At 34.1% G+C, this 22,588-nt stretch carries 20 protein-coding genes; 11 read left to right on the top strand and 9 right to left on the bottom strand.

Annotated features, from left to right (window positions below; genetic code table 11):
- The 3 genes from QV04_RS01080 to QV04_RS01070 form a co-directional block, all read left to right on the top strand.
- Positions 1-301: TRAP transporter small permease (locus QV04_RS01080; RefSeq protein WP_156548322.1), on the top strand; the 301-nt coding region annotated here is incomplete at its 5' end.
- The gene (locus QV04_RS01075; protein WP_039173135.1) at positions 295-1,563 is read left to right on the top strand and encodes a TRAP transporter large permease; all 1,269 of its coding nucleotides are present in this window, start codon (positions 295-297) and stop codon (positions 1,561-1,563) included. The genes QV04_RS01080 and QV04_RS01075, both read left to right, overlap by 7 nt.
- 146 nt (positions 1,564-1,709) lie before the next feature.
- Positions 1,710-3,614, top strand: coding sequence for a bifunctional 5-dehydro-2-deoxygluconokinase/5-dehydro-2-deoxyphosphogluconate aldolase (locus QV04_RS01070; RefSeq protein WP_065230624.1), 1,905 nt, complete (start codon positions 1,710-1,712; stop codon positions 3,612-3,614).
- Between the two features lie 60 nt (positions 3,615-3,674).
- On the opposite strand, the gene QV04_RS01065 is transcribed toward QV04_RS01070, so the two are convergent.
- Positions 3,675-4,502: a MurR/RpiR family transcriptional regulator gene (locus QV04_RS01065; RefSeq protein ID WP_419177503.1), complete on the bottom strand. Its 828-nt coding sequence runs from the start codon at positions 4,500-4,502 to the stop codon at positions 3,675-3,677.
- A 218-nt stretch (positions 4,503-4,720) separates the two neighbouring features.
- On the opposite strand from QV04_RS01065, the gene QV04_RS01060 reads away from it, so the two are divergent.
- From QV04_RS01060 to prlC, 7 genes are all read left to right on the top strand, one after another.
- Positions 4,721-5,728: a TRAP transporter substrate-binding protein gene (locus QV04_RS01060; RefSeq protein ID WP_042906912.1), complete on the top strand. Its 1,008-nt coding sequence runs from the start codon at positions 4,721-4,723 to the stop codon at positions 5,726-5,728.
- Positions 5,729-5,730: 2 nt separating this feature from the next.
- On the top strand, positions 5,731-6,210 hold the full coding sequence (locus QV04_RS01055; RefSeq protein ID WP_065230626.1) for a TRAP transporter small permease: 480 nt from the start codon (positions 5,731-5,733) through the stop codon (positions 6,208-6,210).
- The gene (locus QV04_RS01050; protein WP_039086391.1) at positions 6,210-7,484 is read left to right on the top strand and encodes a TRAP transporter large permease; all 1,275 of its coding nucleotides are present in this window, start codon (positions 6,210-6,212) and stop codon (positions 7,482-7,484) included. Before QV04_RS01055 ends, QV04_RS01050 begins: the two co-directional genes overlap by 1 nt.
- A gap of 14 nt (positions 7,485-7,498) precedes the next feature.
- Positions 7,499-8,503 carry a LacI family DNA-binding transcriptional regulator gene (locus QV04_RS01045; RefSeq protein ID WP_065230627.1) on the top strand — a complete coding sequence of 335 codons (1,005 nt, stop codon included), beginning with the start codon at positions 7,499-7,501 and terminating at the stop codon, positions 8,501-8,503.
- 10 nt (positions 8,504-8,513) lie between these two features.
- Positions 8,514-9,458 carry a sugar kinase gene (locus QV04_RS01040; protein ID WP_065230628.1) on the top strand — a complete coding sequence of 315 codons (945 nt, stop codon included), beginning with the start codon at positions 8,514-8,516 and terminating at the stop codon, positions 9,456-9,458.
- Between the two features lie 12 nt (positions 9,459-9,470).
- Positions 9,471-10,448 carry a 2-hydroxyacid dehydrogenase gene (locus QV04_RS01035; RefSeq protein WP_065230629.1) on the top strand — a complete coding sequence of 326 codons (978 nt, stop codon included), beginning with the start codon at positions 9,471-9,473 and terminating at the stop codon, positions 10,446-10,448.
- A gap of 116 nt (positions 10,449-10,564) precedes the next feature.
- Positions 10,565-12,607, top strand: coding sequence for an oligopeptidase A (gene prlC / locus QV04_RS01030; RefSeq protein WP_197494774.1), 2,043 nt, complete (start codon positions 10,565-10,567; stop codon positions 12,605-12,607).
- Positions 12,608-12,673: 66 nt separating this feature from the next.
- Here the strand turns inward: prlC and QV04_RS01025 are convergent, their stop codons facing one another.
- The 4 genes from QV04_RS01025 to QV04_RS01010 form a co-directional block, all read right to left on the bottom strand.
- Complete coding sequence (locus tag QV04_RS01025) at positions 12,674-14,086, bottom strand: alanine/glycine:cation symporter family protein (protein ID WP_039173110.1); 1,413 nt, start codon at positions 14,084-14,086, stop codon at positions 12,674-12,676.
- A gap of 145 nt (positions 14,087-14,231) precedes the next feature.
- Entirely contained in the window at positions 14,232-15,641 is a 1,410-nt protein-coding gene (gene cpxA / locus QV04_RS01020) for an envelope stress sensor histidine kinase CpxA (RefSeq protein WP_065230631.1), read from the bottom strand.
- A 203-nt stretch (positions 15,642-15,844) separates the two neighbouring features.
- Positions 15,845-16,564: an envelope stress response regulator transcription factor CpxR gene (gene cpxR, locus QV04_RS01015; protein WP_039173102.1), complete on the bottom strand. Its 720-nt coding sequence runs from the start codon at positions 16,562-16,564 to the stop codon at positions 15,845-15,847.
- A gap of 269 nt (positions 16,565-16,833) precedes the next feature.
- Positions 16,834-17,436 carry a peroxiredoxin C gene (locus QV04_RS01010; RefSeq protein ID WP_039173097.1) on the bottom strand — a complete coding sequence of 201 codons (603 nt, stop codon included), beginning with the start codon at positions 17,434-17,436 and terminating at the stop codon, positions 16,834-16,836.
- 172 nt (positions 17,437-17,608) lie between these two features.
- Here QV04_RS01010 and metC point away from each other — a divergent pair, with 172 nt between their 5' ends.
- The gene (metC, locus tag QV04_RS01005) at positions 17,609-18,802 is read left to right on the top strand and encodes a cystathionine beta-lyase (RefSeq protein WP_065230632.1); all 1,194 of its coding nucleotides are present in this window, start codon (positions 17,609-17,611) and stop codon (positions 18,800-18,802) included.
- 48 nt (positions 18,803-18,850) lie between these two features.
- Here metC and QV04_RS01000 read toward each other — a convergent pair whose 3' ends face one another.
- The 4 genes from QV04_RS01000 to QV04_RS00985 are packed head-to-tail and all read right to left on the bottom strand — an operon-like array spanning position 18,851 to position 22,584.
- A complete protein-coding gene (locus QV04_RS01000) occupies positions 18,851-19,672 on the bottom strand; it encodes a nitrite reductase (protein WP_065230633.1) in 822 nt (273 codons plus the stop codon).
- On the bottom strand, positions 19,665-20,117 hold the full coding sequence (gene nrfF / locus QV04_RS00995; protein WP_065230634.1) for a heme lyase NrfEFG subunit NrfF: 453 nt from the start codon (positions 20,115-20,117) through the stop codon (positions 19,665-19,667). Before nrfF ends, QV04_RS01000 begins: the two co-directional genes overlap by 8 nt.
- The gene (locus tag QV04_RS00990; RefSeq protein ID WP_065230635.1) at positions 20,117-20,680 is read right to left on the bottom strand and encodes a DsbE family thiol:disulfide interchange protein; all 564 of its coding nucleotides are present in this window, start codon (positions 20,678-20,680) and stop codon (positions 20,117-20,119) included. The genes nrfF and QV04_RS00990 overlap by 1 nt, the downstream gene beginning before the upstream one ends.
- Positions 20,677-22,584, bottom strand: coding sequence for a heme lyase CcmF/NrfE family subunit (locus tag QV04_RS00985; protein ID WP_065230636.1), 1,908 nt, complete (start codon positions 22,582-22,584; stop codon positions 20,677-20,679). Before QV04_RS00985 ends, QV04_RS00990 begins: the two co-directional genes overlap by 4 nt.
- Between the last annotated feature and the right edge of the window lie 4 nt (positions 22,585-22,588).

Raw genomic sequence — 22,588 nt, 5'->3', positions numbered from 1 at the left:
GGTATCATCCAGCCTTACTATAGCTAGGGGAGCAAATATCACTTTTGATATATTATTACAGGCTATTGGTGATAAATTAGGCAGAGTACCATATATGTTAGTAGATATTATTTCTATTTTCTATGTGGGATTGGTAATCTATTTCGGATATGAGTTATGTATAAATAATTTATTAGTCTTTTCTCCATTATTAAATATTCCAATGTGGCTGATTAATTTATCAATTCCTATAGGTGGTGTGTTGATGTTAATAGAGCAAATACATTTTCTTATAAAACATAAGGATGGAAAATTATGTTAGTAATTGCATTTTTAACTTTCTTTATATTAATTATTCTTGGAGTACCTATAGCTTTTTCTATGGGATTAGGAGCAGTGATTGCAATAATGGCTAATGATTTGCCATTGACTTTGATATCTCAACGCCTATTTTCTGGATTAAATACTTTTTCCCTGTTAGCTATTCCTTTTTTTATGTTGGCAGGTGAATTAATGGAACATGGTGGTATATCTAAAAGATTAATATATTTATCAAAATGTCTGGTCGGTCATTTTAAAGGGGGACTGGGAATGATAGATATCTCTACATCCGTAGTATTTGCTGGAGTTTCCGGTTCTGCAGCAGCAGATACTGCAGCCGTAGGTTCTTTAATGATCCCATCTATGAAAAAAAATGGATATCCAGCTGGATTAAGCGCTGTATTGCAAGCTGTTGCTGGCTCTCTAGGACCTATTATCCCTCCTTCACTTACGGCTATTATTTTTGCTTCTTTAACAGGGTTATCTATCAAAGATTTATTTTTAGCGGGTGTTGTTCCTGGTATAGCAATAGCATTAGGTTTAGTTATTGTTACTTATATTTATGCTAAAAAATTAAAATTAGGAGGAGATAGTAAGGCATCAAGAGAGTTATTATGTATGGCTATGAAAAATTCATATTTAGCTTTATTAATGCCGTTTATTATTATTGGAGGAATTCTAGCTGGATTATTTACTCCTACAGAAGCAGGAGCAATAGCTGTTATATATGCTTTTTTTGTTGGAATATATTATAAGGAATTAAACTTTTATAAAGTTAAAAAAGCTATAATTAATGCGGCAACAATGACTGCTATGTGTACTCTAATTATTTCTGGAGCAACTGTATTATCTTGGATTATTGCTTTTACAAGATTGCCAGAGGTTATTATAAATTTTTTAACAGGAATTACAGATAGTCCATATGTAATTTTATTTTTATTAGTTTTATTTCTGCTATTTATTGGTATGTTTGTCGAAACAATAGCGGCGACAATTATTGTTGCTCCAATATTAATGCCAATAGCTTATCAGTACGGTATAGATCCGATTCAATTTGCAATTATAATGATCGTTGTTTTAGTTTATGCTGGAGTTACTCCACCAGTAGGAGGAGTCTTATTTATTACTATGGGGATAGCAGAGGTTAAATTAGATAAAACTTTAAAATATCTATTACCGTATTTGTCTATAGTATTTTTTGTTATTTTATTAATGATTTTATTTCCAAGTTTTTCATTGTGGATTCCTAGGATACTTTCATAAATATTATTTGTTTGATTGAATAAATTATAAATATGCTAGTGAAGCACCTATTTAGATAAGAAGTTTATTTAAATATAACGGCTATAACTATAAGTTGTGAAATATTAAATCGTTTATTTCATCATATAGATTTTAGGAGGCATAAAATGTCTAAAACATTAGATGTAATCTGTTTGGGGCGTGTCGCAGTCGATCTTTATGCACAACAGATTGGTTCTCGTTTGGAAGATGTGAGCAGTTTTTCAAAATATTTAGGTGGTTCTTCCGGTAATGTTGCGTATGGAACGGCGATTCAAGGTTTGAAGTCGTCAATGTTGGCAAGAGTTGGCGATGAGCATATGGGGTGTTTTTTGCGAGAAGAATTGCAAAGTGTTGGTGTGGATACCAGTCATTTAATTACTGATAAAGAGCGTCTTACTGCATTAGTTATTTTAGGAATCAAAGATAAGGAAACATTTCCTCTTATTTTTTATCGTGATAACTGTGCAGATATGGCGATCACAGCGGATGATTTTGATGAAGAATACATTGCCTCAGCAAAAGCATTAGCCATTACAGGTACGCATCTTTCTCATCCTAAAACACGTCAAGCAGTTTTAACCGCTTTAGAATATGCTGGACGAAATGGAACAAAACGGTTGTTGGACATCGATTATCGTCCGGTATTGTGGGGATTGACTTCTCTAGGTGATGGTGAAACGCGCTATATAGATTCTGAAAAGGTAACGAAATCATTGCAGGAAGTATTACATCATTTTGATGTACTGGTTGGAACAGAAGAAGAATTTCATATTGCAGGAGGATCAACGGATACTTTGACAGCATTGAAGAATATCCGTAAATATAGTCAGGCGACTTTAGTGTGTAAACGAGGTGCATCAGGGTGTTCTGTCTTTGAGGGGGATATTCCTAATGATCTGGATGGTGGCTTGAATGTTTATGGCGTTCGTGTTGCTGTTTTGAACGTGTTGGGTGCCGGCGATGCGTTTATGTCCGGGTTATTGCGTGGTTATGTTAACGGAGAAGGATGGGAACAGGCGTGCCGTTATGCTAATGCGTGTGGGGCTTTAGTGGTATCTCGTCATGGTTGTGCTCCGGCAATGCCAACAAAAACTGAGTTAGATGATTATTTATCTCGATCTGAGTGTGTTCCTAGACCAGATCTTGATAGTAGATTGAATCATCTACATCGTGTTACCACTAGAAAGCAACAATGGGATAATGTCTGTATTTTTGCTTTCGATCATCGTTTACAACTTGAGGAAATGGCGAAGAAATGTGGGGCGGATCTTCATCGAATCCCTGAGCTGAAAAAATTATTGTTGAAAGCCGCAGAGCAAACAGCAGCAGAAGAGGGAATTGCAAATGGTCAAGCAGGGATTTTGGCAGATACTACATATGGACAAGATGTATTAAATGCAATTACCGGAAAAAAATGGTGGATTGGTCGTCCGATAGAACAACCTGCCTCACGACCATTGGCGTTGGAGCACGGTGATTTGGGTAGTCAATTAATATCCTGGCCTAAAGAGCATATTGTGAAATGTTTGGTTTTTTATCATCCAAATGATAATGAAGGAATGAAACAAGCTCAGGATAAAAAATTGCTTGAGGTGTATCAGGCTTGTTGTCGTACAGGTCACGAATTATTGTTAGAGATCATTTTACCATCAACAATGGAACAAAAAGAGAGCTATTATCTTGATGTTGTTCGTCATTTGTATCAATTAGGTATAAAACCGGATTGGTGGAAATTGCCGGGGTTAAAAGCAGTCACTTGGCAGCAGCTTACAGCGGTGATTTCAGCCAATGATCCTTATTGTCGTGGCGTCTTGATCTTAGGTCTAGATGCGCCGGAAAGTGTCTTTGATGAAACTTTTAAAGAAGCCGCTAATGCAGATATCGTCAAAGGATTTGCAGTTGGAAGAACTATTTTTGCAGAAGCGTCAGCCAAATGGTTAGCAAATGAAATTAATGATGATGTGTTAATGAAGTCTGTTCGTGAAAAATATCAGCGGTTGATTCATTTATGGAAAAAGTATAAAGGGTAAAGATTAGTTATCATTATATGTGTTAAACGGCTAATTTTGTTGGGAAATTAGCCGTTTTTATTATGATTTTTGTTTAAAAGCAAGTGAAATTGCCAAACTTTGCACAAGATTCATTGTTGAACATTGTGAGCGAAATCCATTGATATGAGCTTCTTTTATAATGAACGCGATATCACTAAAACTGACTAAAGGACTTAACTGACTGTCTGTAATTGCGATTTGTCTAATTCCAGCTTTAGCTACAGAGTCCAAAATATTAAGTGTTTCTTTGGCATAAGGCGAAAAACTGATTGCAACGACAACATCGCCTGGTTTTATAATATTTAATTGTTCTTCAAACATCCCACCTAAACCATCAATAATAAAGGAGCGCCGATTAAGATGATGTAAAGCATAATTTAAATAACAGGCTACACTATATGAACGTTTTAATCCAATAATGAATATAGTATTAGCAGAATCAAGTAATTGTACTGCTTCATTTAGTTGTTTTGGGTCAATGCTATTAGATAATTGTGTGAGAGCTGCCGCATTGGCATGAGAAAAAACGGCGAGAATATTTTCAGGGCTACTTTGTTCATTTCTTTTTTCACCTATTTTATAGAATAATTCTGCACGTTCTTGGTAATCTGCTGTTGATTCTATTAAGCTTTCTTTGAAAATTTGTTTCATTTCATTAAAGCCTTTGAAACCAAATACATTTGCAAAACGGATTAATGTAGAGGGGGGAACATCTGCTCGCTCTGCAATTATAGCAACAGTATCAAAAACAACACTATTTGGATTATCTAAAATATATTTGGCAACTTGTTTTAGTCGTTTACTTAAGTTGTCATAACGTTCTCTAATTTTATTTTCTAATTCTTCAACTTTCATTGATGTATTCATAGTAAAAGGAATCGGTAATGATGGAAATGTAAGCAATATTCTAAAGTATCTAGATCAAAATTGGAAAGGTGTTTTGGATATTTGATATAGATTAATAAATAAAAAGCATAAATTTTTTGTGATAGTGATCACCTTTCTTTACTTTCCTTATTGTTGTGAAACCGGTTTCATAATAGGTTTAAGTATAAATTTAGTCATTATGTTAACGGGAGTTCCTTATGAAAAAATCAATTTTAGCATTGCTGTTATCTTCTTTAGTATTACTCAATGGATGTGATGATAAAAATACTTCTGATACAGGAAAAGTAAATGTTGTTGCTGCACATAATCAGACAAATTTAGATAGTCCTTATCAGACAGGAATGTTAAAACTTAAAGATGATGCGGAACAATCTCAACTATTTAATATTGAGGTGCATGCCGGAACTATTGGTACAAATGAAAATGAATTAGTTGAAAAACTTATTTTAGGTGGTGCTGATGTTGTTTTAGTTTCACCAGGATTTATGACTTCATTAGGAATTGATGAAGTAGATATATTTTCTCTACTCTATCTTTTCAATGATTATAAACACTGGGAAAAAGTTGTTGATGGAGATATCGGTAAGAAGATTGCAGATATTATCTATGAAAAATCGGGTAAAAAATATTATGTGAAAAGTTATTGGACTGCTGGTGTTCGTCATTGGTATGGTAAGAAACCAGTATTTAAACCGGAAGATTTAAAAGGGCTTAAAATTAGAACTCAAACATCCGGTGTTGTTTCTGATTATTGGCTAAGTGTTGGGGCTATCCCTACATCAGTTGCCTGGGCGGAGTTGTACCAAGCATTAAGCAGCAATGTTGTTGATGGTGCTGAAAATGCCTACCCTTATTTAGTTCCAATGGAACACCACAAAACAAATAATGGTAAATATATTTCTGAAACTGGTCACGATTATACAACAAGATTTTTATTAGTGCGTTCAGGATTATGGGATAAATTAGATGATAAACATAAGGAAGTATTTGAAAATGCAATGAAAGCAGCGACAGATGCTGAAAGAAATGCAGTTTATGCAGAAGAAAAAAATTACAAAGAAAAAGCTATTGCTGATGGAGCAAAAGTTAATAGTCTTGATACTACACCATTTGTCATAAAAGCAGTTGAAATCCAGGATAAATGGGGTAAAGAACATACTATGATAGATGTCATAGAGCAAATTAGAGAACTGGCTAAGGATTAATTATGCGTAAGGTGATTGATATCATAGCTAAATTGGAGCTAATAATTAGCGCCTGTTTCCTTTCAATATTTGTGATGACAACATTTATACAAGTTATTAGTCGCTATTTTCATATCAGTGTTATTTGGACAGAAGAGCTTTCAGTAAATGCTTTTATTTGGTCGATATTATTAGGCGCAGCAGTAATGACAAGAAAAAAAAGACATTTCAGCTTTTCTTTCTTAAAAAACAAAATAGAATCAGAACAATATAAATGTATATTATCTCTTATTCAGAATGGGATAATATTATGTTTTTCTATAATATGTCTAGTCTACTCAGCTGAAATTACTTCATCATTTTGGAATTCTAAATGGGTTACTATACCTATTTTTAGACAGGGATATGTTTGGTTGATTTTACCAATTACTTTTTCAAGTATTATCCTATTTTTATTAGAAGACTGCTTTGATAAAATTAGTTTGCTGATAAGGAAAAAATAATGACACTTTTAGCTATTACTATATTATTTATATTGTTTATATTTATTGGAATTCCTATTGCATATTCTATTGCTATTTCTGCTTTACTTGGGATTGCTTTTATTGGTAATGTTCCATATACAGTTATTCCAATGAAAATGTTTTATGGCTTAAATTCCTATGTTTTATTAGCTGTTCCTTTATTTATTTTAACTGCTTCTATTATGAATAGAGGAAATATTTCAAAGAAATTAATCAACTTTTCATTAGGAATTGTAGGACGTTATCCTGGTGGTTTAGGACATGCAAATATTTTAGTTTCTATGTTATTTGCTGGAGTAAGCGGTTCATCTCAAGCAGATACAGCAGGAATAGGAAAAATATTGATCCCGAATATGATAGATAAAGGCTATAGTAAAGAAATGGCTGTAGGCGTTACAGCAGCATCCTCGACAATAGGGAGTATTATTCCACCAAGTATTACTATGGTTATTTACGCTGGATTAACGAATACCTCTGTTGGTAAGTTATTTATTGGGGGGTTATTGCCAGGAATATTAATTGGTTTGGGAATGATGGCTTTTGTTTATTATGTCGCGATAAAAGAACATTTACCAAAAGAAAAACCGATAACATTATCTCTATTTTGGCAACTTTTTAAGCAGTCATTGCCAGCATTATTAACCCCATTAATTATTATTTTAGGTATCGTATTTGGTATCTTTACTGCAACTGAAGCTGCAGCATTTTCGGCGATTTATGCATATTTAGTGAGTGCATATTATTATAAAACTATTAGTTATAGAGATATTCCTAAAATATTAATAGAAACATTGGAGCTAAGTTGTTTATCTTTATTTGCACTGGCAGCTGCCTCAGCATTGGGAGAGTTTCTAGGATATATGAAAATCAACCATATTGTTGCTGGATTTTTTAGCAATTTATATAGTGGAGAATACTTATTTTTCTTATTAATTATTTTATTTTTCCTATTTATCGGAACATTTATGGATGCTATTCCAGCAATGGTATTATTTGTTCCTGTCATTTATCCTGTAGCACAATCTATAGGTGTTGATCCTGTCCAATTAGGAATTGTAATTATTATTACATTATCTATAGGATTAATTACACCTCCTTATGGATTGTGTTTGTTAATTTCTAGTGTAATTGGTGGATTGTCTATAGATAGATCATTTAAAGCTGTTTTACCGTATATAGCAATTATTTTAGTAGTGCTGGCTGTTGTTATATTTATTCCGAGTATTCTATTAAGTGATATTATAATTAGTTAATTATGTTATGAGATATGCAAAAAAAAGCAACGATAAATGATGTAGCAAAATTAGCGAAAGTAAGTAAAGCTACAGTATCAAGATTTTTAAATAAAAAATTTAATTTAATAGCTCCAGATACTGTAGCTAGGATAGAAAAGGCAGTTGAAAAATTAAATTACTTCCCTAGCCAAATTGCACAAGGAGTAAAAAGAGGAAATACTAAACTGATTGCTCTCATTGTCTCTGATATAAATAACTCTTATTCAATTGAATTATTTCAAGGCGTAGAAAAGTATGCTTTTGAGAATGACTATGCACTATTGTTATTTAGTACAAATGATAGTTTTGAAAGAGAAACAAAAATTTTAAAATCATTATCTAGTTATCAGGTTGAGGGAGTAATTATTCAAAGTTTACAGATAGAAAATTATGTTCTTTCTTCTTATAGTATTCCTGTTGTTTCTGTAGATAGAGAGATATCTAATTACAAATGTGATCTAGTGGGATTGGATAATAAAAAATCTACTAGAATGATGATTGATTATTTATTAAATAAGAAATTTAATGCATTACTATTCGTGACAGAAAATGTGCAGTTAAGTCAAGCGAGATCAATCAGAGTACAAACATTTAAAGAATATATTGTAAGTAATATTAATGTGATAGGGAAAGTTTTAGAAGTAAATGATTCAGAAAATTCTTCTTTTTTAAAAAATGAAATTTTAAATTTCTTTATCAAGAATAAAGATAAAAAAATAGCTATTATCTCTGTAAATGGAAAGGTAGTATTGAATTTATTATCTATGCTTGAAAAAATAGAGATAAAGGTGGGTAAGGATATTGGATTTATTACATTTGATAATCCTAATTGGAGTAATATTATACCAGGAGGAATATCTGTATTAGAGCAACCTACTTACGATATTGGTTATATGGCTTGTAAATTACTAATAAATAGGATTAATAAATCAGTTGTAGAAAGAAATAATATTGCTTATTCCGGAAGGTTAATTGAACGAGGTTCTACAATATTATAGAGGATAAAATATGAAAAATATTTTTGATGTAGTGACTTTTGGTGAGGCAATGATAATGTTTATTGCAGGGGAAGAAAAACCTTTAGATGATGTTAGTTATTTTAGTAAAGGAGTTGCAGGAGCAGAATTGAATGTTGCTACGGGCATAGCCAGATTAGGTTTTAATGTAAGTTGGATTAGTAAAATAGGAAAGGATTCTTTTGGTAGAACAATATTAAATTATTTAAATAAGGAAAATATTAATAGTGATTTTGTTAAAATAGATTCTACGCATAGAACCGGATTTCAATTAAAATCTAAATTAAAAAATATGAACGGTGATCCTGAAGTTGAATACTTTAGAAGAGGATCTGCTGCTAGTTATTTATCTATTGCAGATCTGGATAAAGTAATAAATACTAAATTCTTGCATATTACAGGAATTGCTCTGGCTTTATCGGATAATTGTTTTGATGTAGCAGAATATTTGATAAATCAAGTTCGTAGTAAATCCGGAATAATCACATTTGATCCTAATCTTCGCCCTGTTCTTTGGAAAAACGAAGATATTATGAGAGAGAAGATTAATTATTTAGCTTCTAAGTCAGATATTGTTTTACCGGGAGTTAATGAAGGAAAGATATTGACAGGATATGACTCTAATGAAGATATTGCTAATTTTTATATAAAAAATGGAGCCAAAAAGGTCATTATAAAATTAGGAAAAAAAGGTGCTTATTTTAGAGATTCAATTGGGAATGAGGGGACTGTTCCGGCGGTTAAAGTTGATAATATTATTGACACTGTTGGTGCTGGCGATGCTTTTGCTGTGGGAGTAATTAGTGCTTTATTAGAAAATAAGACATTGGAGCAAGCTGCTAAAAGAGGAAATTTTTTTGGTGCTTTGGCTATTCAATTTCCTGGAGATAATGACGGTTTACCGAATAAAGAACAATTATCAAAATATGATATATAGGATTTATGAATTATGAAAAAGAAAAAAGTTATTTTATATAAAAAAATTCCCGATGATTTACTAAATATTTTAAAAGATAATTTTGATATAGTATTTTTTAATAAAATTAATAAGGAAAATTATTCTGAATTTATTAAGCAATTATCTTCTGCCGAAGGGTTAATCGGTTCTAGTTTTGATTTAAAAGGAGATATCTTAGATAACGCCGATAATTTAAAAGTTATTTCTACTATTTCAGCAGGTTATGATAATTTTGATGTTAATCAATTAACAGAAAAAGGTATAAGATTAATGCATACACCTGATGTTTTGACTGATACTACAGCAGATCTAGTTTTTACATTATTATTGTCAACGGCTAGACGAGTAGTGGAAACATCAAATTTTATATATCAAGGAAAATGGAAAAAGGGTATTGATGAATCCTTATTTGGAACAGATGTACACCATAAAAAAATAGGTATTATTGGGATGGGAAAAATTGGTGCAGCTGTGGCAAAAAGGGCTTACTTAGGGTTTGATATGGAAGTTTTATATACAAATAGAAGTAGAAAATTTGATGTAGAAAATGATTATAAGGCTAAATGGTATAGTTTAGATGAATTATTGAAGTTATCTGATTTTGTTTGTATTACTTTGCCATTAACAAAAGAAACAGAAAAATTGATTAATAAAGAAAAATTGTTATTAATGAAGCCTTCTTCTATTTTGATTAATGGTGGTCGCGGTAAGATAATTGATCAAAATGCTTTAATAGAAGTATTAAAAGAAAAAAGGATTTTAGCTGCTGGTTTAGATGTGTTTGAGCAAGAACCCTTACCATTGGATTCGGAATTATTGAAATTAGATAATGTAGTAATGACTCCACATATAGGATCGGCGACTTTTGAAACAAGATATAATATGGCGAAGGAAGCTGTTTATAATTTGATTGAGGCATTTAAAGTAGAAAAGCCACAGAAGAATTTAGTTAATAGTAATGTAAATTAATAAAGTGAGACCTCCTAGATAGTCAGCTTTAGGAGGTTTTTTGTTTTGTGAATTCCCCTTGAAATCTATCAAACTTTCCCCAAATACAACAGCTATGTTTGTATGAAAAAAGGATAATAACAATGTCAAATCCATTACTTAATTTTCAAGGGTTACCTCAATTTTCTAAGATAGAAGTGCAACACATTCAGCCAGCAATTACAAAATTAATTCAAGAGTGTCGTGATATGGTTGAAAAAGTGTTAAAACAGGGCAAATTTACTTGGCACGATTTTTATTTGCCATTGGCAGAAGTAAATGATCGTTTAAGTAAAGCTTGGTCTCCAGTAGCACATTTGAATGCAGTCAAGAATAGTTCAGAGTTAAGGGAAGTGTATCAAGCGTGTTTACCATTGCTTTCCGAATACAGCACTTGGATTGGACAACATCAAGGTTTGTATCAAGCCTATTTACAGTTAAAAAATAGTGCCGAGTTTGAAACATTAGCTAAAGATCAGAAGAAAGCAATTGAAAATAGTCTGCGTGATTTTGAATTATCTGGGATTTCATTGCCTGCTGAACAGCAACAACGTTATGCAGAAATTGTTGCACGTTTATCGGAATTAAGTTCGCAATTTAGTAATAACGTGCTGGATGCCACAATGGGCTGGGATAAAGTTATTACTGATGAGCAAGCATTGTCCGGTTTGCCTGAGAGTGCGTTGTTGGCTGCAAAAGCATCGGCAGAGAGCAAAGGTGTGGAAGGTTATCGTTTTACGTTAGAGTTCCCAAGTTATTTGCCGGTAATGACTTATTGTGAGAATCGAGCATTGCGTGAAGAGATGTATAGAGCATTTACCACTAGAGCGTCAGATCAAGGTCCGAATGCTGGTAAATGGGATAATTCTGCGATTATGCAAGAAATTTTGACGCTTAGATATGAATTGGCAAAATTGTTAGGTTTTAAAACTTATGCTGATCTATCTTTAGCAACTAAAATGGCGGAAAGTCCAAAACAGGTGTTGGATTTCTTAACTGATCTTGCCCATCGTTCGAAAGCACAAGGGGATAGAGAGTTTGCTGAATTACAGCAATTTTGTGAAAACAATTTTGGTATTGAGCATTTAGAGCCTTGGGATATTACCTTCTACAGTGAAAAACAAAAACAGGCACTTTTTGCCATTAATGATGAAGAACTTAGACCATATTTCCCAGAAAATCGCGTATTATCTGGTTTATTTGAGGTGGTTTCACGGATTTTTAAGATTAATGCAGTAGAACGTTTTGATGTAGATACTTACCATCCTGATGTTCGTTTTTTCGATTTGGTTGATGAAACTGGGGAAATCAGAGGAAGTTTTTATCTGGATCTTTACGCTCGAGAACATAAACGTGGTGGCGCTTGGATGGATGATTGCATTAGTCGAAAACGGAAATTAGATGGTTCATTGCAAAAACCGGTAGCGTATTTAGTGTGTAATTTTAATCGTCCGGTGGGAGATAAACCGGCCTTGTTTACACACGATGAAGTAACGACTTTATTCCACGAATTTGGTCACGGTATTCATCATATGTTGACGAAAATTGAAACTGGTGATGTTTCTGGTATTAATGGTGTGCCTTGGGATGCAGTCGAATTGCCAAGCCAATTTATGGAAAATTGGTGTTGGGAAGAAGAGGCTCTAAACTTTATTTCTGGTCATTATCAAGTTCACGAGCCATTGCCAAAAGAGAAATTATCGCAATTGATTAAAGCGAAGAATTTCCACGCAGCGATGTTTGTATTGCGTCAGTTGGAATTTGGTTTATTTGATTTCCGTCTGCATTATGAATTTGATCCGAATAAAAAAGATCAATTGAAGCAGATTGCAAAAGAGGTGAAAAAAGACGTGGCAGTATTCCAAACTCCTGATTGGGTACGCACACCTCATAGCTTTAGTCATATTTTTGCAGGTGGTTATTCCGCTGGTTATTACAGTTATCTTTGGGCAGAGGTATTATCGGCAGATGCGTTTTCTCGTTTTGAAGAAGAAGGTATTTTTAATGCAGAAACAGGGAAATCATTTTTAGATAATATTTTGACGCAGGGTGGATCAGAAGAACCGATGACATTGTTTAAACGTTTTAGAGGACGCGAACCTAAGTTGGACGCGTTGTTAAGACATAAGGGAATTAAGTAGTTGCTGTAAACTAATCATAAAATGGCAGGTTTAATAATGAGATTAACCCTGCCATTTTTATTTTGATTAACGCCAAATATTCGCTTTAACTCGAGAGGCTAAATGAGGATATTTTTCAACCTTAAATATAGGCGATTTAGTTGTTTTTAATTGTTGTTGGTAATCTCTTAAAAGTAGCCAGACGATTGGCGAAAGTAATAGAATTGCAATTAAGTTAATCATTGCCATTAACCCCATAAAAGTATCAGCCATATCCCAAACTAATTGCATTTTTTGAACTGCACCAAAATAAACCATTGCTAGCACTAACATTCTAAATAACATAATCATTGTTGGATTATTTTTAATAAATTTAATGTTTCCTTCTGCATAAGCGTAATTACCGATAATGGTTGAGAAGGCAAACATAAATAAAATTAAAGCAAGGAAATCTTTTCCCCAAGCACCAACTTGATGCTCAATAGCAAGTTGAGTTAATTGAGCTCCAGTAATTTCAGAAGAGATGGATTCACCAGAAAGTAAAACAATAACGGCAGTTGCGGTACAGATAACAATAGTATCAACAAAAACGCCCAACATTTGAATGAGGCCTTGGCTGACAGGGTGATCAACATCTGCAGTTGCAGCCGCATTAGGTGCAGATCCCATTCCTGCTTCATTGGAGTATAGACCTCGTTTGATGCCATACATCATAGCTTGTGAAAATATTGCACCGAAAAAACCACTAGCGGCAGCATCAAAATTGAATGCGGAAGAAATAATGAGATGAATGGTAGTTGGTAATAACGAAAAATTTTTGCATAAAATAAAAACAGCCATAGCAATATAGAGCAATGCCATCAAAGGCACTAAGACTTCTGCAATTTTAGAAATTCTACGAATTCCACCAAAAATCATTGGTGCAGTGAGAATGACTAGTGCAACACCAGTTGCTTCCGGTGTCCATCCCCAAGCCCCGTTTCCTGCTTCAGCAATGGTGTTTGATTGTACAGCGTTAAATACAAAACCATAAGTAATAATCAGACAGATCGCAAATAGCCAGCCGAACCAACGCTGTTTTAAGCCGGAAGTAATATAATAAGCTGGGCCACCACGAAAATGTCCGGCAAGATCTTTTACTTTGAATAATTGCGCTAAAGAGGATTCAGCAAATGCACTGCTCATTCCAAGCAGAGCCGTCATCCACATCCAAAATACTGCACCAGGACCACCATAAGTGATTGCTAATGATACACCTGCAATGTTGCCAACTCCGACTCGACTCGCTAATCCGGTTACAAAAGCTTGAAACGGGCTGATGGCGTGCTTTCTATCAACACTACGGGCTCCAAGCATTTCGCGAATACTTTGTGGCAGTAAGCGGATTTGGACAAAAAACATTGATAATGTGAAATAAAGCCCTGTACCTAACAACATAATTGTGACGATATTCCACAGAGGATCATTAATGTTTTTAATTAATTGGTGTAAAACTTCCATTATTGTTCTCCGTGTTGTAATGTTTTATCTCTTCTTATATTTATCGTGCACGATAACATAAGCTTGTTATAAAAAAAATAAAAATTTAATTTATATAGAATTTTATCGATTTTTTAGCATTTAATGGATAAAAATACCTTAATTTTTAATCAAACCATAAAGGTAATCGAATTTCGATAGATAAACCTCCAAGTTCACTTTTTTGTGCAGAAATATATCCTTGATGCTGTTGTACGGTATTAAATACAATGGCTAATCCTAATCCAATGCCGCCGCTCTCACGTGTACGTGCGGTATCAATACGATAAAATGGTTGGAATATATTCTGATACTCACTTTCATCGATACCATTACCATCATCTTCTACTATCATAATCAGTTCATTTTTGTTAATAGAGAAAGAGACTTTAATCGTATTGTTACCATATTTTTCTGCATTACGGATAATATTTTCTAATGCTCCAGCCAGTGCGTTTGGATTACCATTAATACGATAACGATGGGGGTGTTTTATTTTATTATTAACAATTAGCTGTTGCTTGGATTGTTCTGTTTCAAAACGTGCATTTTCGAGAACGTCTTCCCAAATTTCCTCAATAGGAAATATCTCGTGTTCAAGATGTGTGTTAATTTGTTGACGGGAAATATTTAAAATATCGTTAATCATCTGCTCTAAACGTTCTGCTTCTGTTTCGATTCTGGTTAATTCGGGTGTTTCGCCATTTTTGCGACGCAAAATTGCGGCTGATAATTTTAAGCGTGCTAGAGGTGTTCTTAATTCGTGTGAAATATCGGATAACATTCTTTTTTGCGAGTTTAATAGATTATCTATTGCCGTTACCATTTGATTAAAACTTTTGCCTACTGCTCGAATTTCTTTAGGTCCATTTTTTTCAAGATCAGTATTAATTGAAAAATTACCGACAGCAACATTATTTACCGCTTTACGTAATTCAATAATTGGTTTAGTAATTCGATAAGATAGGATTAATAATAACGGTGCAGTTAAAATCACAATAATGATCAGCATTAAGACTGGTTTGTCAAAAAATGCTTGGATAATTGGAGAAAGAGGCTTAGTTGGTTTTATAAAATAAATGCGATAAGTATCTAATTTATCTAAGTTATTTGCACTATTATCTAATTTAATTTGAAATGGTCCTATAATCTGAGTGTCATCAAATTGCTTTTTTTGTGGAATTAGTGGGCTATTTGAGTGGTAGATAAAATCCCTTAAATTTACTAGATCTTTATAATTTTTACTAAAAATAACATCATTATTGTTAATAAAAGCAAAATTTAAGTTATACTTTTTTTCCAAAAAGTTATCAGTGTTTTTTATATTTAACACATCTGTAGAATTCATTTTTTCCATTATAGAAAAAACGATACTATTGTAATCATTTAATTCTCTTGATTCGATTAAGGAGTAATTTCGGGAATCAAAAGAAGGTAAAATAACAGCGATGGTAAATGCAATGCAGAAAATTAATATAAAAAAGAGATATATTTGACCGGTCAGGGAAGTAAATGGTCGTAATATTGCATTTTTCATCAAAAACTCCTTAGTTTAAAATGCTGTTATTTGCGATGATAGAATTATTGAATTTTGAAAGTATCACTTCTTTTACACTAGCTCAATTCATAAAGTAGTGTTGTATAGTTGCTCTGTGGGGAGAAACAGAGCTAAAAGTTGATGTATACGTATAATAAGATAAAGCCCTCATTGTTGAGGGCTTTTACCAAAATCAAAGATGATTATTGTTCAGTAACAAGAAGATAACCTCTTCCTCTTAATGTTTTGAACCAAGGTAAATTATCTTTTCTTGGTGGTAATTTCTTACGTAAATTGGACATATGCATATCAATCGCCCGATCAAAAGGGGTTAAGCGCTTACCCAAAATTTCAATTGAAAGTAATTCGCGAGATAGGATATGTCCTGGGTTACGGATAAGCATTGATAATAATGCGAATTCTGTACCGGTTAATTCTAAATCTTTACCTTGATACATTACCTGCTGACGACCAGGAAATAACACGATGTCATCAAAATATAATGTTCTTTGATCATCACTGTTGTTTAATTCAATATTGCTGATATTAGGAGATGTCGGCAATTTCGTTGCTCGACGAAGAATTGCTTTAATACGAGCAACAAGTTCGCGGTCATTAAATGGTTTTGATAGGTAATCATCCGCACCGAGTTCCAAGCCTAAAATTCTATCAACATCATCACCACGTGCGGTTAGCATTAACACTGGTGTATTATATTTTTGACGAATCTGCTTTAATGTTTCGATACCGCCAAGTTTAGGCATCATAATATCCAATAGAATAAGATCATAACTGAGATCTAAAGTATGTAATGCGTCTTCTCCGTTGTGTACTACTTCAACTTCAAAGCTCTCCATTGCTAAAACTTCAGCAAGTAAACTTGTAAATTCGACATCATCATCGACCAGAAGTATTTTAGGCATAAAATCGTCCCCTAACTAATAAATTGGATTATTGTATAGCAATATTGGATGTAATAATAGTTTATTAAGGATATAAATAAGGAAAAGTTTATTGATATAGTGTAATTTTGATGAATTTATAGATTAGCTGTGGTTAGTTTTTAGTTTAATGGCAACTATATAGTTAATGCTAATTTATTTAAATTATTTTTAATTATTGGTGGTATTTAAGTAAAGGAAGAAAGTAAAAACCCCGACTAAGCGGGGTTTATCTAATTTAGAATAACAGATTAAAGTTGATCTGCATTTTTCTTCAAGTATGCTGCAACACCTTCAGGGTTGTCTTTCATACCTTCTTTACCTTTTGACCATTGTGCAGGGCAAACTTCGCCGTGTTCTTCGTGGAATGCAAGCGCATCAACCATACGAAGCATTTCATCAATATTACGTCCTAATGGAAGATCATTCACAACTTGGTGACGAACAACACCGTTTTTGTCAATTAAGAATGATGCACGTAATGCAACACCAGCTTCAGGGTGTTCAATACCGTATGCTTGAGCGATAGCGTGTTTAACGTCAGCTACCATTGCGAATTGAACTTCGCCAATACCACCTTTATCTACAGGAGTTTTACGCCATGCATTGTGAGTAAATTGAGAATCAATAGAAACACCGATAACTTCAACGCCACGTTTTTTGAATTCTTGATAACGGTGGTCGAATGCAATAATTTCTGATGGGCAAACGAAAGTAAAGTCTAATGGCCAGAAGAAAATTACTGCTGCTTTGCCTTCAACGTGTTTTTTAAAGTTAAAATTGTCAACGATTTCACCGTTACCTAAAACTGCTGAAGCTGTGAAATCAGGTGCTTGACGAGCTACTAATACCATAATTATCTCCTTGAGAATATCTAATTAATCATAAAACTAAAACAATATTTTTAAAACCATCATTGTTTTAACGCAGTAAAAGATACCGCTTTTACCTCTAAATATACAGTTGTTTTTATCTATCAAATCAATTAATGTTTAATCGATTTATGTACCAAAAAGAGGTTTAATTATGGTAACGCAAATACAACAAAAAAACACTCATTTGATTCACGCTGGTAGAGGAAAAAGAGTTACGCAAGGGAGTGTTAACCCTGTTATTCAGAGAGCATCTTCATTAGTGTTTGATTCAGTGGCAGATAAGAAAAAAGCAACTCAAGAAAGAGCAAAACAGGCACTATTTTATGGTCGTAGAGGTACATTAACACATTTCGCTTTACAAGATCTGATGTGCGAATTGGAGGGAGGGGCCGGTTGTTATCTTTATCCTTGCGGAGCAGCAGCGATTAGTAACAGTCTGTTGGCGTTTGTACAGCAAGGAGATCATATTTTGGTAACTGGCGCGGCATATGAGCCTACTCAAGAATTCTGTAATATCATTTTGAAAAAAATGGGGATCAGTACTACTTTTTATGATCCAATGACGGGAGCGAAAATTGCTGATTTAGTTGAAGATAATACAAAAGTGTTATTTTTAGAAGCTCCTAGTTCTTTAACAATGGAAGTAGCTGATATTCCAGCTATTGTTCAAGCTGTGAGAGCAAAAAAGCCTGATATTGTAATTATGAGCGATAATACTTGGTCAGGAGGACTGTTGTTTCCTGCATTGCAGCACGATATTGATATTTCAATTCAAGCAGGTACTAAATATTTAGTGGGGCATTCTGATGCGATGATTGGTACTGCTGTGGCTAATGCACGAACTTGGGAGCAATTAAGAGAACAGTCTTATTTGATGGGGCAAATGGTGGATGCGGATACTGCTTATGTAACAGCAAGAGGGATCAGAACCTTAGCATTACGTTTGCAACAACAAGGTGAAAGCAGCATTAAAATTGCACAATGGCTTGCACAACAACCGCAGGTGAAAAGCGTATATCATCCGGCACTGCCAAGCTGTCCCGGACACGAGTTTTTTATGCGAGATTTTAGCGGAGCAAGTGGATTATTCTCTTTTGAATTAAATAAGCGGTTGAATGATCAGGAAATTTCGAAATTTCTTGACCATTTTAGTTTATTTAGTATGGCTTATTCTTGGGGAGGGTATGAATCATTAATTTTGGTCAATCAACCGGAAGAAATTGCGAAAATTCGCCCGAATATTGAACGTAAATTGAGTGGGAGCTTAGTTAGAGTTCACGTTGGTTTGGAATCAAGTGATGATCTGATTGATGATTTGGCAGCAGGATTACAACGCATCAGTTAGTAAATGTTCTTCATAAATTTTGGCATAGTTGCAGTTTTTCGACTGCAACTATTTTTTTATTAATTTTTGTTTCTCTTGGGCGATTTGTATAAGGTTGATCAATAGTTTACGATCCACTTTTCGATGACTGTCTAACACTTTTTGCCAGTAATTAATCGCTAAATCATAATGAGCCTGCCTAAAAGCATCATTTGCCAATAATAATAAAGAAGCGGTATCTTCTGCATCAAGCTGTAATGCTTCATCTAGCCATTGTTGTGCTTGAGATGATATATGTTGTTGATCTTTATAATAAAGTGCAGTAGCAGCAGCACCTAAAATATAAGGTTTTCTACCCAATAATACGGTTGCACGAGAGTACGATTCGATAGCATTGCTAAATTCATTATTTTGTGCATAAGCTAAACCTAATTCATACCAATTTTCACCATTATTTGGATCAGTACGAATTTTATTCTGAATAGCGATAATATTGTCTTCATTAAGGCTTACTGTAGTTGTTTCTCTATTTTCTGTTTGTTGTGTATTCTGTTGCTGATTAAGTGTTTGTAGTCTACCGCTATATAAATAATAGCCAACCATTACAACTAGAATAATCACACCAATACCGCAAGCAATTTTTTTAGAATAGTCAGCCATACTGTTAGCAATTTCTTCATCTTTCTGATCTTGCATAAATCGATAGATAATTTCATTGGCAAGTGCTTCATTTTCCTTAAATTTATATTGTTGTAATTGTTGTTGTAATAATTGATTATTTAGTTTTTGATTATGTCGATCCTCACTCTCGGTCGGAGAATGTAAATAAAAAATAACGACTAAAATCAGTAGATAAACGACTACACCTGCGAAAAAAACTAAATTAGCCATTCTGTTCCCGTTGTTGTAGAAAAGTCTCTATACTCTTTTTTTGTTGTGGATCTAATATGGTTTCTCTTCTCTTTTTTAAATAAAACAGTGAAGATAACAAGGCAATGATGCCAGCAACAAATGGAATCAACCAAAGCAAAAAAGTATTTGATGTAAAAGGCGGATCATAACGCACAAAATCACCGAAGCGTTGTGTCATTATTTGGATAATTTCATCATTGCTTTTGCCTTGATTAACCATCGTATAAACTTCCAAACGCAATTCAGCGGCGACATCAGCATTGGATTCTACTAAATTCTGATTTTGGCACTGTGGGCAGCGTAATGTTTTTGCTATCGAAATAGCTCGTTGTTGCGTTTCTTCCGAATTAAATTGAAAAGTTTCAACGATTTCAGCGTGTGTAAAAGCAGTAAAGCAGAGCAATAAAAATAATAATTTTTTCATTAAAAACTCCTCAAAGATGATCCTTTTTCCGCCTGTAATTGTTGAATTAACGGTAACATTTGTTGCTGCCAAATCGTTTCATTAATCGCACCACCTTCAAAAAAATAACGTATTTTCCCATTTTTATCGATAATAAAGGTATAAGGCGCACCGTTGATACCCAATTCTGCTGCAAACATTCCTTTATTATCGAAGGCATTGATAGTGAATGGATTGCCAAGCTGCTGTAATGTTTGCACCGCATTTTCTTGTTTATCTAAATAATTAATACCAACAATCGGTAGTTGATGTTGTTGCGCTATTTTCTTCAATAAAGGGAACTCTTGTTTGCAAAATTGACACCAGCTACCCCAAATATTGATCAGGAAAACTTGATTTTGTGGCAGATCTTGATTCTGCCAATGGCGATGATGATCGTGTAAATCAAGCAAGGAAAATGGCGGCAATGGCTTATTGAGGTGTGATTTCATTTTTTGCAATGGATCTTGGCTGATTCCTAAAAATAGGGTGAGAGCTAATGCTAAAATAAAAAGTGCCGGAATAAAGAGTAACCAACGTTTCATTTTTCACCTTTTAGTTTTGGTTTTCTAGCGTTCCAAACGGCAATAAAACCTCCCAACATTGCTAATAATCCGCCAAACCATAACCAACGGATATAGGGCTTGTAGTGCAAGCGGAATGCAAATTCATTTGCTGAAATTTTATTTCCCATTACGATGTAAAGATCGGATAACCATCCCCATTTTATCCCCACTTCACTCATATTCATTGTACGCACATCATAATAGCGACGTTCAGCACTTATCTCAGCAATGAGACTGTCCTGTTGACTAATCACGAAAAACGTTCGTTCTGCAGTATAGTTCGGACCAATTTCATTGCGGAAACCAAGATAAGTGAATTGATAATTATGCAATGTTTGTGTGTCGCCGGGAGACATTTTAACGCTAATTTCTTTGGCATAATAGTTACTCATTGTGCCACCGATAATACTGATAGCAATGCCTAAGTGTGCCAAGCGCATTGACCATTGTTTTTTATTTTTCCATTGCGAAGAACAGAGAGTATTGAGTAGCAACCACCAAGCCAAACTTAGACTAATAAATGCCCAAATTGAAGGTAAAGAGAAGTTGAAATTCTGCTCTACCAGTATTTGAAAGGATGTAATGACTACTGCTGGAAACAGATATAAAGTGACTTTTTTAATTGACGAAAATGGGAGTTTTTGCCAGTGTAAATATGGCGAAAATAGCATTAATATCATAAGGATAAAAATTAATGGCACGATGAGCCGGTTAAAATAAGGCGTACCGACAGAAATTGTTCCCCAACCTAACATATGGTAGATCATTGGATAAAATGTGCCGATGAAAACAATAAATGTTGCAAGGCTGAATAAAATATTGGCGAATAAAAATGCAGATTCTTTGGAGAATAACTCAAATCTGGCTATTGAATGTAACTCTTTGATACGTAAAGCAAATAATAATAGTCCACATAAAGTGAACAGCAGAAAGATTGTTAATAAAGCGTGTCCGCGTTGCGGATCAATGCTAAATGCGTGTACCGATGCTAAGACGCCTGAACGAACAATAAATGTCCCCAATAAACTCAAGGAAAAGGCAAAAATTGAGAGCAATACCACCCAATAGAGTAAAATTCCTCGTTTCTCATAGATAATAAGTGAATGTAACAGTGCAGTGGCGATTAACCACGGCATCAATGAAGCATTTTCTACCGGATCCCAAAACCACCAGCCACCCCAACCGAGTTCATAGTAAGCCCACCAAGAACCTAATACAATGCCAATAGTTAAAAATGCCCAAGACGCTAGAACCCAAGGACGGCATAATCGTGCGAATGCGGCATTAAATTTTTGATAAATTAAAGCAGCAATAACCAATGAGAAATTGATCGCTAAACCGACATAACCAAGATAAAGCAATGGCGGATGAATGATCAAACCAATATCTTGCAGCATTGGATTGAGATCACGTCCTTCAAGTGGAATTGGATATAACCTATTGAAAGGATTAGATAAAAATAGAATAAAAACCGCAAAACAAAAGCTGATCATTCCCATTAACACCAGCGTTGAGATAACAAGACGCTGATCGTTGTGACGGTTATAACGGGCAAACAGTGCTGTCCAGAGCGAAAGTGAAAAGAGCCAAAACAGCATTGAACCTTCGTGCCCACCCCAAGTTGCAGCAATCTTATAAAATAAGGGCAGGTTGGAATTAGAATGTTGCGCGACATATTCAAGTGAAAAATCATTAGTCGCAAAGGCATAGGCTAACGCCATCAGCGTTATCGTACAGAAAATAGCATAGAGAATGCTTAACGGATAAGCCAATTGTGCGAAAGCGTGTTTGTTTCGCCATAGACCGTAAGCTGGTATAAAAGCTAAACAAAAGGTTAAAGCAACAACAATGAGTAAACTTAAAAATCCAAGTTCAGGCAACATTTTT

The organism is Gallibacterium genomosp. 1 (genome assembly GCF_001678575.1).
Taxonomy (GTDB): domain Bacteria; phylum Pseudomonadota; class Gammaproteobacteria; order Enterobacterales; family Pasteurellaceae; genus Gallibacterium.
Note: the sequence above shows the minus strand (reverse complement) of the source record. Positions and strands in the feature narration are given on the sequence as shown.

Excerpts from the sequence above, each read along its gene's own strand:
- QV04_RS01075 (WP_039173135.1), top strand. The coding sequence starts at position 295 with ATGTTAGTAATTGCATTTTTAACTTTCTTTATATTAATTATTCTTGGA.
- QV04_RS01070 (WP_065230624.1), top strand. The coding sequence starts at position 1,710 with ATGTCTAAAACATTAGATGTAATCTGTTTGGGGCGTGTCGCAGTCGAT.
- QV04_RS01065 (WP_419177503.1), bottom strand. The coding sequence starts at position 4,502 with ATGAATACATCAATGAAAGTTGAAGAATTAGAAAATAAAATTAGAGAA.
- QV04_RS01060 (WP_042906912.1), top strand. The coding sequence starts at position 4,721 with ATGAAAAAATCAATTTTAGCATTGCTGTTATCTTCTTTAGTATTACTC.
- QV04_RS01055 (WP_065230626.1), top strand. The coding sequence starts at position 5,731 with ATGCGTAAGGTGATTGATATCATAGCTAAATTGGAGCTAATAATTAGC.
- QV04_RS01050 (WP_039086391.1), top strand. The coding sequence starts at position 6,210 with ATGACACTTTTAGCTATTACTATATTATTTATATTGTTTATATTTATT.
- QV04_RS01045 (WP_065230627.1), top strand. The coding sequence starts at position 7,499 with ATGCAAAAAAAAGCAACGATAAATGATGTAGCAAAATTAGCGAAAGTA.
- QV04_RS01040 (WP_065230628.1), top strand. The coding sequence starts at position 8,514 with ATGAAAAATATTTTTGATGTAGTGACTTTTGGTGAGGCAATGATAATG.
- QV04_RS01035 (WP_065230629.1), top strand. The coding sequence starts at position 9,471 with ATGAAAAAGAAAAAAGTTATTTTATATAAAAAAATTCCCGATGATTTA.
- QV04_RS01025 (WP_039173110.1), bottom strand. The coding sequence starts at position 14,086 with ATGGAAGTTTTACACCAATTAATTAAAAACATTAATGATCCTCTGTGG.
- cpxA (WP_065230631.1), bottom strand. The coding sequence starts at position 15,641 with ATGAAAAATGCAATATTACGACCATTTACTTCCCTGACCGGTCAAATA.
- cpxR (WP_039173102.1), bottom strand. The coding sequence starts at position 16,564 with ATGCCTAAAATACTTCTGGTCGATGATGATGTCGAATTTACAAGTTTA.
- QV04_RS01010 (WP_039173097.1), bottom strand. The coding sequence starts at position 17,436 with ATGGTATTAGTAGCTCGTCAAGCACCTGATTTCACAGCTTCAGCAGTT.
- metC (WP_065230632.1), top strand. The coding sequence starts at position 17,609 with ATGGTAACGCAAATACAACAAAAAAACACTCATTTGATTCACGCTGGT.
- QV04_RS01000 (WP_065230633.1), bottom strand. The coding sequence starts at position 19,672 with ATGGCTAATTTAGTTTTTTTCGCAGGTGTAGTCGTTTATCTACTGATT.
- nrfF (WP_065230634.1), bottom strand. The coding sequence starts at position 20,117 with ATGAAAAAATTATTATTTTTATTGCTCTGCTTTACTGCTTTTACACAC.
- QV04_RS00990 (WP_065230635.1), bottom strand. The coding sequence starts at position 20,680 with ATGAAACGTTGGTTACTCTTTATTCCGGCACTTTTTATTTTAGCATTA.
- QV04_RS00985 (WP_065230636.1), bottom strand. The coding sequence starts at position 22,584 with ATGTTGCCTGAACTTGGATTTTTAAGTTTACTCATTGTTGTTGCTTTA.